The organism is Rhodococcus pseudokoreensis, from assembly GCF_017068395.1.
Classification (GTDB): domain Bacteria; phylum Actinomycetota; class Actinomycetes; order Mycobacteriales; family Mycobacteriaceae; genus Rhodococcus_F; species Rhodococcus_F pseudokoreensis.
Window position 1 is genome coordinate 7,310,174 of the sequence record NZ_CP070619.1, and the last position, 15,105, is coordinate 7,325,278.

13 protein-coding genes are annotated in these 15,105 nt (G+C 67.8%); all 13 read left to right on the forward strand.

Features of this window, described 5'->3' with window-relative positions:
* Window positions 1-120 precede the first annotated feature (120 nt).
* The 13 genes from argS to atpB all read left to right on the forward strand — a co-directional run bounded on the left by argS (window position 121) and on the right by atpB (window position 15,051).
* Window positions 121-1,773, forward strand: coding sequence for an arginine--tRNA ligase (argS, locus tag JWS13_RS38500; RefSeq protein ID WP_124395811.1), 1,653 nt, complete (start codon window positions 121-123; stop codon window positions 1,771-1,773).
* Entirely contained in the window at window positions 1,770-3,191 is a 1,422-nt protein-coding gene (gene lysA / locus JWS13_RS38505) for a diaminopimelate decarboxylase (RefSeq protein WP_206010540.1), read from the forward strand. The genes argS and lysA overlap by 4 nt, the downstream gene beginning before the upstream one ends.
* Window positions 3,188-4,501 carry a homoserine dehydrogenase gene (locus JWS13_RS38510; RefSeq protein ID WP_206010541.1) on the forward strand — a complete coding sequence of 438 codons (1,314 nt, stop codon included), beginning with the start codon at window positions 3,188-3,190 and terminating at the stop codon, window positions 4,499-4,501. Before lysA ends, JWS13_RS38510 begins: the two co-directional genes overlap by 4 nt.
* On the forward strand, window positions 4,498-5,580 hold the full coding sequence (thrC, locus tag JWS13_RS38515) for a threonine synthase (RefSeq protein WP_072946109.1): 1,083 nt from the start codon (window positions 4,498-4,500) through the stop codon (window positions 5,578-5,580). Before JWS13_RS38510 ends, thrC begins: the two co-directional genes overlap by 4 nt.
* A 44-nt stretch (window positions 5,581-5,624) precedes the next feature.
* On the forward strand, window positions 5,625-6,569 hold the full coding sequence (gene thrB, locus JWS13_RS38520; protein WP_124395814.1) for a homoserine kinase: 945 nt from the start codon (window positions 5,625-5,627) through the stop codon (window positions 6,567-6,569).
* A gap of 328 nt (window positions 6,570-6,897) precedes the next feature.
* Complete coding sequence (gene rho, locus JWS13_RS38525) at window positions 6,898-8,973, forward strand: transcription termination factor Rho (RefSeq protein ID WP_206010542.1); 2,076 nt, start codon at window positions 6,898-6,900, stop codon at window positions 8,971-8,973.
* A gap of 229 nt (window positions 8,974-9,202) precedes the next feature.
* Window positions 9,203-9,445, forward strand: a complete 243-nt coding sequence (gene rpmE, locus JWS13_RS38530) for a 50S ribosomal protein L31 (protein WP_005252948.1) — start codon at window positions 9,203-9,205, stop codon at window positions 9,443-9,445.
* Window positions 9,446-9,537: 92 nt separating this feature from the next.
* On the forward strand, window positions 9,538-10,617 hold the full coding sequence (prfA, locus tag JWS13_RS38535) for a peptide chain release factor 1 (RefSeq protein ID WP_124395816.1): 1,080 nt from the start codon (window positions 9,538-9,540) through the stop codon (window positions 10,615-10,617).
* 54 nt (window positions 10,618-10,671) lie between these two features.
* The gene (prmC, locus tag JWS13_RS38540; RefSeq protein WP_072946115.1) at window positions 10,672-11,601 is read left to right on the forward strand and encodes a peptide chain release factor N(5)-glutamine methyltransferase; all 930 of its coding nucleotides are present in this window, start codon (window positions 10,672-10,674) and stop codon (window positions 11,599-11,601) included.
* Window positions 11,598-12,254 (forward strand): L-threonylcarbamoyladenylate synthase, encoded by a 657-nt coding sequence (locus JWS13_RS38545; RefSeq protein WP_206010543.1) that lies wholly within the window; start codon window positions 11,598-11,600, stop codon window positions 12,252-12,254. Before prmC ends, JWS13_RS38545 begins: the two co-directional genes overlap by 4 nt.
* Entirely contained in the window at window positions 12,251-13,432 is a 1,182-nt protein-coding gene (locus JWS13_RS38550) for a glycosyltransferase family 4 protein (RefSeq protein WP_124395818.1), read from the forward strand. The genes JWS13_RS38545 and JWS13_RS38550 overlap by 4 nt, the downstream gene beginning before the upstream one ends.
* A gap of 38 nt (window positions 13,433-13,470) precedes the next feature.
* Entirely contained in the window at window positions 13,471-13,944 is a 474-nt protein-coding gene (locus JWS13_RS38555) for a Cg1360 family ATP-synthase-associated protein (protein WP_206010544.1), read from the forward strand.
* Between the two features lie 321 nt (window positions 13,945-14,265).
* Window positions 14,266-15,051, forward strand: a complete 786-nt coding sequence (gene atpB, locus JWS13_RS38560; protein ID WP_371851572.1) for a F0F1 ATP synthase subunit A — start codon at window positions 14,266-14,268, stop codon at window positions 15,049-15,051.
* Window positions 15,052-15,105 lie beyond the last annotated feature (54 nt).

Here is a 15,105-nt window from a genome sequence, read left to right on the forward strand (position 1 = left end):
TACTTACCCACCCTGAGCGCAACCTGGGAGAGTGGCCGGGCCCACGCTCGCCGGCGGTCGCCGGGACTCGCGGGAAGCCGGATCACCGCTCGGGACGCGTTGGCCATAGGATAGATACCTGTGACTCCAGCTGACCTTGCCGAACTGCTCCGCGGAACCGCCGCGAAAGTGCTCGCCGAACGCGGACTCGACGTGTCCGTGCTTCCCGAAACTCTCACGGTCGAGCGTCCGCGCAATCCCGAGCACGGCGATTACGCCACCAACGTCGCGATGCAGGTGGCCAAGAAGGTCGGTACCAACCCGCGTGAGCTGGCCGGCTGGCTCGCCGACGCGCTGACCGCGGCCGAGGGCATCGACAGCGCCGACATCGCGGGCCCGGGCTTCCTCAACATCCGCCTGGCCGCCGACGCGCAGGGTGCGATCGTCGCGAAGATCCTCGAGGCGGGTACCGCGTTCGGGTCCGGCCACACGCTGGACGGCAAGAAGATCAACCTCGAGTTCGTCTCCGCGAACCCCACCGGCCCCATCCACCTCGGCGGAACCCGCTGGGCCGCCGTGGGCGACGCGCTCGGGCGGATCCTGTCCACCCAGGGCGCGGCGGTCACGCGTGAGTACTACTTCAACGACCACGGCGCCCAGATCGACCGGTTCTCCCGTTCGCTGATCGCGGCCGCCAAGGGCGAACCCGCCCCCGAGGACGGATACGCGGGCGCCTACATCGCCGATATCGCCGCCGACGTGCAGCAACAGCGCCCCGACGTGCTGGACCTGCCCGCGGGGGAGCAGCAGGAGGTCTTCCGCGCCATCGGCGTCGACCTGATGTTCGCGCACATCAAGCGCACGCTGCACGAGTTCGGCGTCGACTTCGACGTCTACTTCCACGAGAACTCGCTGTTCGAGTCCGGCGCGGTGGAGAAGGCCGTCCAGACGCTGAAGGACTCCGGCAACCTCTTCCCGGAGGACGGCGCCTGGTGGCTCAAGAGCACCGACTTCGGCGACGACAAGGACCGGGTGGTCATCAAGAGCGACGGCAACGCGGCGTACATCGCCGGCGACATCGCCTACTTCCAGGACAAGCGCTCCCGCGGCTTCGACCTGTGCATCTACATGCTCGGTGCGGACCACCACGGGTACATCGGCCGGCTGAAGGCGGCCGCGGCCGCCTTCGGTGACGACCCCGACACCGTCGAGGTGCTCATCGGCCAGATGGTGAACCTGGTCCGAGAAGGCGTGGCCGTGAAGATGAGCAAGCGCGCCGGCACCGTCATCACCCTGGACGATCTGGTCGAGGCGATCGGCGTCGACGCGTCGCGGTACGCGATGATCCGGTCGTCGGTGGATTCGAGCATCGACATCGACCTCGAACTGTGGACGAGCACCGGCAACGAGAACCCGGTGTACTACGTGCAGTACGCGCACGCCCGGCTGTCGGCGATCGCCCGCAACGCCGCCGACCTCGGCATCGCCGTCACGGATCCCGACTTCTCACTGCTGGTCTCGGAGCAGGAGGGCGATCTGATCCGCACCCTCGGCGAGTACCCGCGGGTCGTGACCAGCGCCGCGAATCTGCGTGAGCCGCACCGTATCGCGCGGTATCTCGAGGAACTGGCCGGCGCCTACCACCGGTTCTACGGTGCCTGCCGCATCCTGCCCCAGGGCGACGAAGAGGTCGGCCCGCTGCACATCGCGCGACTGGCGCTGTGCGACGCGTCCCGCCAGGTCCTGGCGAACGGACTCGCCCTGCTCGGCGTCAGCGCACCGGAGCAGATGTGAGCGCGCACCCCGCCGGTCCCAAGCACGCGGAGCAAGTGCACGCGCCCGGTCTGCCCGAACGTCCCGCCGACGCCGCCGCATTCGCCGCACTCTCGCCCGAGGTGTGGCCCCGCAACGCCCGCCGCGCCGCGGACGGGGTGGTCAGCATCGCGGGCATCCCGGTCACCGAACTGGCCGAGAAGTACGGCACCCCACTGTTCGTCGTCGACGAGGACGACTTCCGGTCCCGCTGCCGCGACATGGCCCGCGCCTTCGGGCCGACGGCCAAGGTGCACTACGCGTCGAAGGCGTTCCTGTGCGGCGAGATCGCCCGCTGGGTCGCCGACGAGGGACTGTCCCTGGACGTCGCTTCGGGCGGCGAACTCGCGGTCGCACTGCACGCCGGATTCCCGGCGGAGCGAATTGCCATGCACGGCAACAACAAATCGGTCACCGAGCTGACCGCCGCGGTGACGGCCCGGGTCGGGCACATCGTGCTCGACTCCGCCACGGAGATCGACCGCCTCGACAAGGTGGCCGCCGAAGCCGGTGTGGTGCAGGACGTTCTGATCCGCGTGACCGTCGGAGTCGAGGCGCACACCCACGAGTTCATCTCCACCGCCCACGAGGACCAGAAGTTCGGGTTCTCGCTCGCGGGCGGAAAGGCGATCGACGCGGTCCGGCGGGTCTTCGCCGCCGACAACCTGCGACTGGTGGGCCTCCACAGCCACATCGGTTCGCAGATCTTCGACGTCGACGGCTTCGAGTTGGCCGCGCACCGCGTGATCGGCCTCCTGCGGGACGTCGTCGCGGAGTTCGGCGTCGAGAAGACCGCTCAGATCTCGATCATCGACCTCGGCGGCGGCATGGGCATCTCCTACGTTCCCACCGACGACCCGCCGCCGGTCGACCAGCTCGCCGCAAAACTCGGCGACATCGTGCGCCACGAGTCGGCGCTCGCCGGTCTGCCCGAGCCGACGCTGGCCGTCGAACCCGGCCGCGCGATCGCCGGACCCGGCACGGTCACGCTGTACGAGGTCGGCACCATCAAGGACGTCACCGTCGGCAGCAACCTCACCCGCCGGTACGTCAGCGTCGACGGCGGAATGAGCGACAACATCCGCACCGCGCTGTACCAGGCGGAGTACGAGGCCAAACTGGTCTCGCGGGTCAGCGACGCCGCGCCGGTGGTGTCCCGCGTCGTCGGCAAACACTGCGAATCCGGTGACATCGTGATCCGCGACACCTGGATGCCCGAGGACATCGACGCCGGCGACTTGCTCGCCGTCGCGGCCACCGGTGCATACTGCTATTCGATGTCGAGCAGGTACAACCTGCTCGCCCGCCCTGCCGTGGTGGCGGTGCGCGACGGACAGTCGCGCGTGATCCTCCGGAGGGAAACCGTGGAAGACCTGTTGAGCTTGGAGGTACAAGAGTGACGAGCGAATCGGCGCATCGCGCTATCGGTGTGGCCGTCCTCGGTCTCGGAAACGTCGGGAGCGAGGTCGTGCGCATCCTGCGGGAGCACAGCGAAGACCTCGAGGCTCGCGTCGGCGCCCCGCTGGAACTGCGTGGAGTGGCCGTCCGCCGCCCCGGCAAGGACCGCGGAATTCCCGAGGAGTTGCAGACCACCGACGCGGAGGCCCTCGTGGCCCGCGACGACGTCGACCTGGTCGTCGAGGTGATCGGCGGCATGGATCTGCCCCGCAAGCTGATTCTCTCGGCGCTGAACTCCGGCAAGTCCGTCGTCACCGCCAACAAGGCGCTCCTCGCCGATCACACCGGTGAACTGGCCGAGGCCGCGGAACTGCACAACGTCGACCTCTACTTCGAGGCCGCCGTGGCCGGCGCGATCCCCGTGATCCGCCCGCTCATCCAGTCGCTCGCCGGCGACCGGGTGAACAAGGTCGCCGGAATCGTGAACGGGACCACCAACTTCATCCTGTCGGCGATGGACGAGACCGGCGCGGACTACGCCGCGACCCTCGCCGAGGCCGGACGCCTGGGATATGCCGAGGCCGATCCGACCGCCGACGTGGAAGGCTACGACGCCGCGGCCAAGGCCGCCATCCTCGCGTCGATCGCGTTTCACACCCGGGTCACCGCCGCCGACGTGTACCGCGAGGGGATCTCCAAGATCACCGCGGCCGACCTGACGTCGGCCCGCGCCCTCGACTGCACGATCAAGCTGCTGTCCATCTGCGAGCGGATCACCACCCCCGAGGGCAAGGAACGGATCTCCGCTCGGGTCTACCCGGCTCTCGTGCCGCTGGAGCACCCGCTGGCTTCGGTCAACGGTGCGTTCAACGCGGTCGTCGTCGAGGCGGAGAACGCCGGGCGCCTGATGTTCTACGGTCAGGGCGCCGGCGGCGCCCCCACCGCGTCAGCCGTGATGGGCGACCTGGTGATGGCCGCGCGCAACAAGGTGAACGGTGGCCGCGGACCCCGCGAGTCCAAGTACGCCAAGCTGAAGATCGCGCCGATCGGCGACATCCCCACCCGCTACTACGTCAACATGCAGGTAGCGGACAAGGCCGGGGTCCTGTCGGCGGTGGCTGCCGAATTCTCGCAGCACGGCGTCAGCATCTCCACCGTGCGGCAGGAAGGTGCCGGCGACGGCGCCCGCCTCGTCGTCGTGACCCACGTCGCGACGGATTCTGCCCTGTCGGAAACCGTTGAGGCCCTGAGCAAACTCGAATTCGTCACCGCTGTGACCAGCGTGCTGCGACTGGAAGGCACCGAACAATGACCGGCACCCGTAACCCCGTTCACACCCCCTGGCCGGGGCTGATCGAGGCTTACCGCGACCGCCTCGCCATCGGACCGAACTGGAAGACGGTCACCCTGCGCGAGGGCGGCACCCCGCTGCTGCCCGCCGGGCACCTCTCGGAGATCACCGGTTGCGACGTCTACCTGAAGGTCGAGGGGCTCAACCCCACCGGTTCGTTCAAGGACCGCGGCATGACGATGGCCGTCACCGATGCGCTGGCCCGGGGTCAGCAGGCCGTCCTGTGCGCGTCCACGGGTAACACGTCCGCCTCCGCCGCCGCGTACGCCGCCAAGGCGAAGATGACCTGCGCCGTGCTGGTGCCGCAGGGCAAGATCGCGATGGGCAAGCTCGCGCAGGCCGTCATGCACGGTGCGCGGATCATCCAGGTGCAGGGCAATTTCGACGACTGCCTCGAACTGGCCCGCAAGACCACCGCGGAATTCCCCACGATCGGGCTCGTGAACTCGGTCAACCCGGTCCGCATCGAGGGTCAGAAGACCGCGGCGTTCGAGATCTGCGACGCCCTCGGCAAGGCCCCCGACGTGCACGCCCTCCCGGTCGGCAACGCCGGCAACATCACCGCCTACTGGCGCGGGTACTCCGAGTACTACGCGGACGGGCTCACCAGTGTGAAGCCCCGCATGCTCGGCGTGCAGGCCGCGGGCGCGGCGCCGCTCGTCCACGGTGCGCCGGTGAAGGACCCGGAGACCATCGCGACCGCGATCCGCATCGGCTCCCCGGCCTCCTGGAACGGCGCGGTCACCGCCAAGGAAGAGTCGCACGGCGCCTTCCGGGCCGCCACCGACGACGAGATCCTCGAGGCGTACCGGCTGATCGCCCGGACCGAAGGGGTCTTCGTCGAACCGGCCTCCGCCGCGAGCGTCGCGGGCCTGCTCGCCGCCCGCAAGGAGGGCTGGCTGGACTCCGGGCTGACCGTCGTCTGCACGGTCACCGGCAACGGCCTCAAGGACCCCGACACGGCGCTGGCGGGTATGCCTGAGGTCCAACCGATCCCGGTCGACCCTGTCGCTGTCGCCTCGGCCCTCGAGCTGGCGTAGTGGGGGCGCCCACGCCCACCACGCCGCAGGACCAGACCGCCGCCATGACACAGACCCTTCCCGCGGGCCTCACCGTGACCGCCCGCGTTCCTGCGTCGAGCGCCAACCTCGGCCCGGGTTTCGACACGCTGGGCATCGCGCTCGGACTGTACGACGAGATCACCGTGACGACCACGGCTTCGGGGCTGAACATCCGGGTCGAGGGTGAGGGTGCCGACGACGTGCCGTGGGGTCCGTCCCATCTGGTGGTCCGGGCGATCGAACGCGGCCTGGAATCGGCGGGTGTATGGGCCGACGGCCTGGATGTGGTGTGCCGCAACGTGATACCCCATTCGCGGGGTCTGGGATCCTCCGCCTCCGCCGTCGTCGGGGGACTGGCGGCCGCCAACGGCCTGGCGATCAAGCTCGACCCCGAACTCGGGCTGTCGCCCGATCAGCTCGTCCAGCTGTCGTCCGAATTCGAAGGGCACCCCGACAACGCGTCGGCGAGCGTGCTCGGCGGCGCCGTCGTGTCGTGGAGCTGCGCGGGTGAGCAGGCCGACGGAGCCCCCGCGGCCACCGACATCTACTCGGCCGTCGCGCTGAAGGTGCACCCCGCGATCCGGGTCGTCGCACTGGTTCCGGGGGAGCGTTCGTCGACGGCCCACACGCGGGGTCTGTTGCCGGAGACGGTTCCCCACCGGGACGCCGCGTTCAATGTCAGTCGTGGGGCCCTCGCTGTGGTGGCGCTCACAGAGCGTCCCGACCTTCTCATGGCGGCCACCGAGGACCGGCTGCATCAGACGCAGCGCGCTCCGGCCCTTCCGCTGACGACGCGCTGGATCGCCGTCCTCCGCAAGGCGGGTATCGCCGCCACCGTCTCGGGAGCCGGACCGACCGTCCTCGCATTGACCACGGACCCTTTCCCCGTGGAACTTCGAGCACAGGCCGAGGCCGAGGGGTTGCAGGTTCTCGAACTGGACGTAGCCGACGGCGTCCGGACCAGCTGACACGCCGTAGGGGCGTCTCCTTGCCCCTACGGGCGTTCACAGCTATCCTGGGCAATGTCCGTACATCGTGCGCATCAGACGCCGGTGCTTCACCAGGGCAATTACTCCAGGTCAATCGGGGTTGACGGCTCCTGGCACGATCCTCCGCACTATCTGTCGTGTAGGGATTGCGAGTACGCGCCTGTTTCAAGGGTGATGTGATGGCGGGCAAGCCGGCAGTTCTTCACATGCAACTACGTACGGCACATCCGAATTCGGTATTCGAAACCGAATTACGGGACGAACCCTCGACTCTGCGCAGCGCGAGTGAGGGAAGGAAAGGACCTCCGTGACCGATACGGACCTCATCGCCGCTCCTGTGCGCGCCTCCTCGGTGGATACCGTTGGCGCGCAGGCAGGCGACTCTTCACAGGCGTCATCAGTGACGGCCTCCACAAAGCGCGCCGACGCGCGCCGAGGTGCCGGGCTGTCCGGAATGGTGCTCACCGAGCTCCGCTCTCTCGCAGGTGAGCTGGGCATCAAGGGCATTTCGGGGATGCGCAAGGGCGACCTGATCGCCGCGATCAAGGAGCGTCAGGGCGGCTCTGCAGCCCCGGCCGCTGCCGCGACCGAAACCGCTCCCCGGACCCGGGCGACGCGCGCAAAGCGCGAACAGTCCGCTCAGACCGAACTCGAAGTGATTCCGCAGGCGGAGCCCGTCGAGAAGGCCGCCGAGCCCAAGACGGCCGAACCTGCGACGGCCGACGGCGCAGCCGGCGACACCGACACCGCCGAAGGCGGACGTCGTGGCCGCCAGCGCCGCGGATCCGCGCGTCGGGCAGGCGCTCCCGAGCAGGGTGACCAGGGCGGCAACGCTCAGGACACCGCCTCGGCGACTGCCACCGACACGCAGCAGGCCGAGCGCAAGCAGGCCGAAGACCGGCAGGATACCGCCGAGAAGCCCGCCAAGCAGGACGGCTCCGGCGAGCAGGGCGGCGACCGCAACCGGCGTGAGCGCGGCGGCGACCGCGGCGACACCCGTGGTGATCGCGGCGAGACCCGCGGTGACCGGGGCGAACGCGGCGACCGTGGCGATCGCGACAACCGCGGCGACCGCAGCCAGGGCGGCAACGGCCCGCGCACCAACGACAACCGCCCCGGCGACGACGAGGAAGGCGGTCGCGGACGCCGCGGACGTCGATTCCGCGAACGTCGTCGTGGACGCGACCGCGGCGAAGGCGGCGGCGGCGACGTCCGCGAGACCGAGATCCGCGAGGACGACGTCCTGCAGCCGGTCGCGGGCATCCTGGACGTCCTCGACAACTACGCGTTCGTGCGGACCTCCGGCTACCTGGCCGGTCCGAACGACGTCTACGTGTCGATGAACCTGATCCGCAAGAACGGTCTCCGTCGTGGTGACGCCATCACCGGCGCCGTCCGGGTGGGACGCGAGGGCGATCAGGCCAACCAGCGGCAGAAGTTCAACCCGCTGGTTCGCATCGACACCGTCAACGGCGGCGACATCGAGGCGGCCAAGAAGCGCCCCGAGTTCGGCAAGCTCACGCCGCTGTACCCGAATCAGCGGCTGCGGCTGGAGACCACGCCGAACATCCTGACGACGCGTGTCATCGACCTGGTGATGCCGATCGGCAAGGGACAGCGTGCGCTGATCGTGAGCCCGCCGAAGGCCGGTAAGACCAGCGTTCTGCAGGCCATCGCGAACGCCATCGCGACCAACAACCCCGAGTGCTACCTCATGGTGGTGCTGGTCGACGAGCGTCCCGAAGAGGTCACCGACATGCAGCGTTCGGTGAAGGGCGAGGTCATCTCCTCGACCTTCGACCGCCCGCCGGGAGACCACACCTCGGTCGCCGAGCTCGCCATCGAGCGTGCGAAGCGCCTGGTGGAGGCGGGTAAGGACGTCGTCGTCCTCCTCGACTCGATCACCCGTCTCGGCCGTGCGTACAACAACTCGTCGCCGGCGTCGGGACGCATCCTCTCCGGTGGTGTCGACTCGACCGCGCTGTACCCGCCGAAGCGTTTCCTCGGTGCTGCGCGCAACATCGAGAACGGCGGTTCGCTCACGATCATCGCGACGGCCATGGTCGAGACCGGTTCCACCGGCGACACCGTGATCTTCGAGGAGTTCAAGGGCACCGGTAACGCCGAGCTGAAGCTCGACCGCAAGATCGCGGAACGTCGCGTGTTCCCGGCCGTGGACGTGAACCCCTCGGGCACACGTAAGGACGAGCTGCTGCTCAGCCCGGACGAGGCGGCGGTGCTGCACAAGCTCCGGCGCGTGCTGTCCGGACTCGATTCGCACCAGGCCATCGATCTGCTGATCGACCGGCTCAAGAAGAGCAAGAGCAACCTCGAATTCCTCATGCAGGTGTCGAAGACTGCTCCGGGCGCGATCGACGACTGATCATCGACCCGACGCGGGACCCGGCGACTTTCGGTCGCCGGGTCCCGCTGTTTTCCCCTCCGGAATCACCGTGGAACAAAACGCGGACCACCCGCGTTGACCACACCGCAAGCAGAAATTGCCGATTGGGATCGCGAACCTGCGATCTGGCATACTGAGCGGCTGAGTCCGGTTCCGGTTCACGTCTTCGAACGGCGAAGGCGACCCGGCGACCATTGAAAGGGACACCATGAAGTCAGGCATTCACCCCAATTACGTGGCCACCACCGTGGTCTGTGGTTGCGGCAACACCTTCGAGACCCACAGCACCAAGGAGACCGGGCGTATCAACGTCGAGGTCTGCTCGCAGTGCCACCCGTTCTACACCGGCAAGCAGAAGATCCTCGACACCGGTGGACGTGTCGCGCGCTTCGAGGCTCGCTACGGCAAGCGTGCCGGCAAGGGCGCAGCCAAGGAATCTGCAGAGTCCTAGCTGTTCCGCCGACGCCCGTCCTGCGATAATTGCAGGCCGGGCGTCGGCTTTTTTGTGCCTACTTCCCGAACGAACGCAGAGCGGAGCGAATCATGGCAGGGACCACCCAGCCTTCGGCCATCGACGACATCCTGGCCGAACATGCCGGCCTGGAGCAGCAGTTGGCGGACCCGGCCCTGCACAACGACGCTTCCGCCGCCCGCAAGGCGGGCAAGCGATTCGCCGAGCTCGCGCCGATCATGGCGACGTACGGCAGGCTCAAGTCGGCGCAGGACGATCTGGACGCGGCGCGCGAACTCGCCGCCGACGACTCCAGCTTCGCGGCCGAGGTGCCCGCACTCGAGGAGCAGGTCCTCGAACTGGACAAGGCCCTCACCGATCTGCTGGCCCCCCGCGACCCGCACGACGGTGACGACGTGGTGCTCGAGGTGAAGTCGGGGGAGGGCGGCGAGGAATCCGCGCTGTTCGCCTCCGACCTGGCCCGCATGTACGTCCGGTACGCCGAGCGTCACGGTTGGCGCGTCGAGATCCTCGACGCGACCGTCTCCGACCTCGGTGGATACAAGGACGCGACGCTGTCGATCAAGTCGAAGGGCGATGTGCGTGACGGGGTCTGGGCGCGGCTGAAGTTCGAGGGCGGCGTCCACCGCGTGCAGCGCGTGCCGGTGACGGAATCGCAGGGCCGCGTCCACACGTCCGCCGCCGGTGTCCTCATCTACCCGGAACCGGAAGAGGTGGAGGAGGTGCAGATCGACGAAACCGATCTGCGCATCGACGTCTACCGCTCCTCGGGCAAGGGCGGTCAGGGTGTCAACACCACCGACTCCGCGGTCCGGATCACGCACCTGCCTACGGGCATCGTCGTGACCTGTCAGAACGAACGCTCGCAGTTGCAGAACAAGGCCCGCGCCATGCAGGTGCTCGCCGCCCGGCTGCAGGCCGCGGCGGAGGAGGCCGCGGACGCGGAGGCGTCGGCGGGCAGGCAGAGCCAGGTGCGCACCGTCGACCGTTCGGAGCGGATCCGCACGTACAACTTCCCGGAGAACCGCATCACCGATCACCGGATCGGGTTCAAGTCCCACAACCTGGATGCGGTCCTGGACGGCGAACTCGACGCCCTGCTCGACGCGCTCGGCAAGTCGGACCGGGAGGCGAGGCTCGCCGCGGAGTAACCGCGAAGCCGGGACCGCGCCACCGGACGGTGGGCCGCGTGGCAGTCTGTACCTGTGAGTCGCCTTCCTCTTCGCCTGGCCCTGATCGACGCAACCGCGCAACTCGACGAGGCCGGGGTGCGTAGCTCCCGTGCGGACGCCGAACTGCTCGCCGCACACCTGCTGGGGGTGGAGCGGACCCGGCTCGGGCTCGTCCCGCTCGTCGACGAGTCGGTGATCGACGCCTACAAGAAGATGGTCGACCAGAGGGCCAAGCGGATTCCGTTGCAGTACATCCTCGGTACGGCCGCCATGGGAGACATCGACATCGAGGTCGGCCCCGGCGTTTTCGTGCCTCGCCCGGAGACGGAACTGCTGCTCGGGTGGGCGCTCGCGTTCCTCGGGAGCTGCGATCAGCATCCGCCGGTGGTCCTCGACCTGTGCACCGGGTCGGGCGCGCTCGCGCTGGCGATCGCCAACGCCCGGCCCGACGCCGTGGTGCACGCCGTCGAATTGGAACCGCATGCTCTTGCGTGGGCCCGGCGCAACGCCGACGCCCGCGAACAGGCAGGTGACGCGCCGATTCGTCTGTATCAGGGCGACGTGACCGACCGGACGTTGCTTGCCGGGCTCGAGGGCGGGGTCGACCTGATCGTCGCGAATCCGCCGTACATCCCGGAGGGTGTCGAACTCGAACCCGAGGTGGCCGATCACGATCCGCACAGCGCGCTGTTCGCCGGACCGGACGGTCTGTCCGTCATCAAGCCGATGATCTCGAACGTCGCGCGCTGGCTGCGGATCGGGGGAGCGGTCGGCATCGAGCACGACGACTCGAACGGCTCCGACGTGGCGGCACTGTTCGCGTCCCGCCGGGTGTTCGGCGAGGTCGCGGAGCACCCGGACCTGGCGGGGAAGCCGCGCTTCGTCGTGGCCCGGCGCGTCGCAACGGATATCGAGGCGCAGCGTGCAGGGGCCGACGCCGAGGGTGAAAGAATGAACCGGTGAGTACTGTTTACGACTGTGGCCTTCCCGATTCACGCTCCGCCGGACTGAGTGCGGCCAAGAATGCGCTGAAGGCCGGGCGTCTCGTCGTGCTCCCCACGGACACGCTGTACGGAATCGGCGCGGACGCCTTCGACGGCGAGGCCGTCGCAGCCCTCCTGCAGGCCAAGGGTCGCGGTCGCGACATGCCGGTGCCCGTGCTCGTCGGCTCGTGGAACACGATCGACGGCCTGGTGTACAGCGTGCGCCCGCAGGCGCGCGACCTCATCCGGGCGTTCTGGCCCGGCGGGCTGAGTCTGGTTGTGGAACAAGCACCTTCGCTGGCGTGGGATCTCGGCGACACCCGGGGCACGGTCATGCTGCGCATGCCGCTGCACCCGGTCGCACTCGAGTTGCTGCGTGAGGTCGGACCGCTCGCGGTGTCGAGTGCCAACGTCTCCGGGCGCCCGCCCGCCACGACCGTCGAGGAAGCCCGCGAGCAACTCGGCGGATCGGCGAGCGTGTACCTCGACGGCGGCCGGGCGGAACAGGGGCAGGCATCGACCATCGTCGACCTCACCGGCGCCACCCCGCGGATCCTGCGTGAAGGCGCGGTGCCCACCGGCGATGTCGCCGACGTGCTCGGAGTGACGGCGGAGAGTCTGTCCGCCCAGTGAGTGCTGCCGAATCGGCCGGCACGGTGCTGGCCCAAGCAGGTGGCGGCGCGGGTGTCCCGCTGCGTGAACTCCTGCTCGTCCTCTTCACGGCCGCGGTGGTGACCTACCTCGCGACCGGGGCCGTGCGGCTGTTCGCACTGCGGTTCGGCGCAGTGGCGGTGCCGCGGGACCGGGACGTCCACGTCACGCCGACGCCCCGCCTCGGCGGGGTCGGGATGTATCTCGGCATGCTCGTCGCGTTGTTGTTCGCGCAACAGCTACCCGCGCTCACCAGGGGATTCGAGTTCACTTCCGACATTCCCGCGGCCGTGGTGTCGGGGTTCGTGATCGTGCTGGTCGGGGTGGTCGACGACCGCTGGGGCCTGGACGCGCTCACCAAGTTCGTCGGCCAGGTCACCGCGGCCGGGATCCTCGTCGTGATGGGCGTGAGCTGGTTCATCGTCTACATGCCGTTCGGGGACGGCAGCACGGTCATCCTCGACCAGTTGCAGGCCGGTCTCGTCACCGTGGGCGTCGCGGTGGTGATGGTGAACGCCATGAACTTCGTCGACGGACTCGACGGACTCGCAGCGGGCCTCGGCCTGATCTCCTCGCTCGCGATCTGCGTGTTCTCGGTGGGACTTCTGCACGATCAGGGCGGCGACGTCAGCGCTTATCCACCCGCACTGATCGCCGCCGCGCTGGCAGGTGCGTGTCTCGGTTTCCTTCCGCACAACTTCCAGCCCGCCAAGATCTTCATGGGCGACTCCGGTTCCATGCTGATCGGGCTGATGCTCGCGGCCATCTCCACCAGCGCGTCCGGTCGCATCCCGTTGACCGCGTACGGCACCCGTGACCTGCTCGGTCTGCTCTCGCCGCTGCTGCTGGTCGGCGCGGTCATGTTCATTCCGATCCTCGACCTGTTGCTGGCCATCGTCCGGCGCACCCGCGCCGGAGTCAGCCCGTTCAGCCCCGACAAGATGCACCTCCACCACCGGCTCCTGCAGATCGGGCACTCGCACCGCCGCGTCGTGCTGCTCATCTACTTGTGGGTCGGTGTGCTGGCGTTCGGCGCGGTCGGTTCGGCCCTGTTCGACCGTCGCGTCGTCGTGCTCCTGGTGGCGGGCGGCCTCGTCTTTGCGCTGGTCGTCACCGCTGTCCCGTCGATTCGGGGACAGCAGCACGACCGTCGGGGCTGACGGGAGGGTTGCCGCGGACCGGTGAGGATCCACTACCCTTGGCGACCGTGACGTTCACCCCTGCCTCTGCCCCTGATCACACCGCGTCGTTGCGGGCTGCCGTCCGCTACGGAGTTCTCGGTCTGATCGTGCTGGCAGTGGTCGGTTCGATCATCGCTTTTCTCGTCGCGGGCAAGCCCGGCCTGTACGGGGCACTTCTCGGTGCGGCCGTCGGGGGAGGGTTCATCCTGTGCACCGCACTCGGTGTGCTGTTCACCGCGAAGCTTCCGGCCCTGACGGCGGGAGCGGTACTGCTCGGTACGTGGTTGCTGAAGATGATCCTCGCGATCACGGTCCTCGCGATCCTCAAACCGCTCGACTTCTACGACAAAACGGCATTGGTGCTGGTCATGGTGCTTTCGCTGGTCATCGTGCTGGGGGCGGAAACGTTCGGAGTGCTCGGGACCAAGGCGCCGTACGTCGAACCCACGCCGTCGGACGACGCAGGATCGTCCGATTCGGACGATAAGTAGTACTACGAGATGTAGTAAAATTGAATCGACCCCGACCCCGTCTACACAACGTCGTAGATGACTTGCTAAGGTCTGGGTCAAGCGAGAGCAATGAGAGTGCGAGTCAGTTACTCGCCGGTATTGCATGCTTGTAGGTGGCCGCACATCCAGGGCCGCCGAGTCGACGAGAGTCGCCGACACCGACAGACGCTGGACTCGAACAGTCCTCAGCAGCTGACGAATACGCGAGTCGAGCTTGTCGACTTGTTTGATCGTCAATGTCCGATCGAACCGCAGTCAACGAAGGCTGCGGACCGACTACGGGAGAGAACGCTGAGCGTCATCAACGTGGCCGCGGAAGAATTCCACGCGCCTTCCCTGAACGACTTCTTCCCGCCCGCGGTCCTGTTCGAAGGGACTCCGTTCGAACTCGACCGCCTGATGCTGGTTCGCATCCTGCTGTCCGCGCTGATGATGCTCTTCTTCGTCATCGCGATGCGCAGCCCGAAGATCATTCCTCGCGGTGTCCAGAACATCGGTGAGATCGCGCTCGACTTCGTCCGGATCAACATCGCGGAAGAGATTCTCGGCAAGGAGCAGGGCAAGCGCTTCCTGCCGGTCATCACGACCATCTTCTTCCTGGTGCTCGCCAGCAACCTCGGCAGCATCATCCCCTTCATCAACATCTCGCCGAACGCGCGAATCGGCATGCCGCTCGTGCTCGCTGCCCTGGCGTACATCGTGTTCAACTACGTCGGCATCAAGAAGTACGGCTTCTTCAAGTACGTGAAGAGCAGCATCGTGGTTCCGGGTGTGCCGCTTCCGCTGCACTTCCTGCTCGTGCCGATCGAGTTCATCTCGACGTTCGTCCTCCGGCCGTTCACGCTCATGGTTCGTCTCATGGCCAACATGCTGGCCGGCCACATCCTGTTGGTGCTGTTCTTCAGCGCCACTCAGTACTTCTTCTTCGTCTCCGGTGGGTTCCAGGCCGTGTTCGGTGTGGCCTCGCTTGCCGCCGGCATTGCATTCACCTTCTTCGAACTGCTGGTGATCTTCCTGCAGGCCTACGTCTTCGCGCTGCTCACGTCGGTGTACATCGACCTGGCACTGCACGCGGATTCGCACTGAGCACCACCAAGCTTCACGACCAGCTACACCAAGAACTGAGCCTCGCCGAACACG

Excerpts from the sequence above, each read along its gene's own strand:
- thrB (WP_124395814.1), top strand. The coding sequence starts at position 5,625 with ATGACACAGACCCTTCCCGCGGGCCTCACCGTGACCGCCCGCGTTCCT.
- thrC (WP_072946109.1), top strand. The coding sequence starts at position 4,498 with ATGACCGGCACCCGTAACCCCGTTCACACCCCCTGGCCGGGGCTGATC.
- rpmE (WP_005252948.1), top strand. The coding sequence starts at position 9,203 with ATGAAGTCAGGCATTCACCCCAATTACGTGGCCACCACCGTGGTCTGT.
- prfA (WP_124395816.1), top strand. The coding sequence starts at position 9,538 with ATGGCAGGGACCACCCAGCCTTCGGCCATCGACGACATCCTGGCCGAA.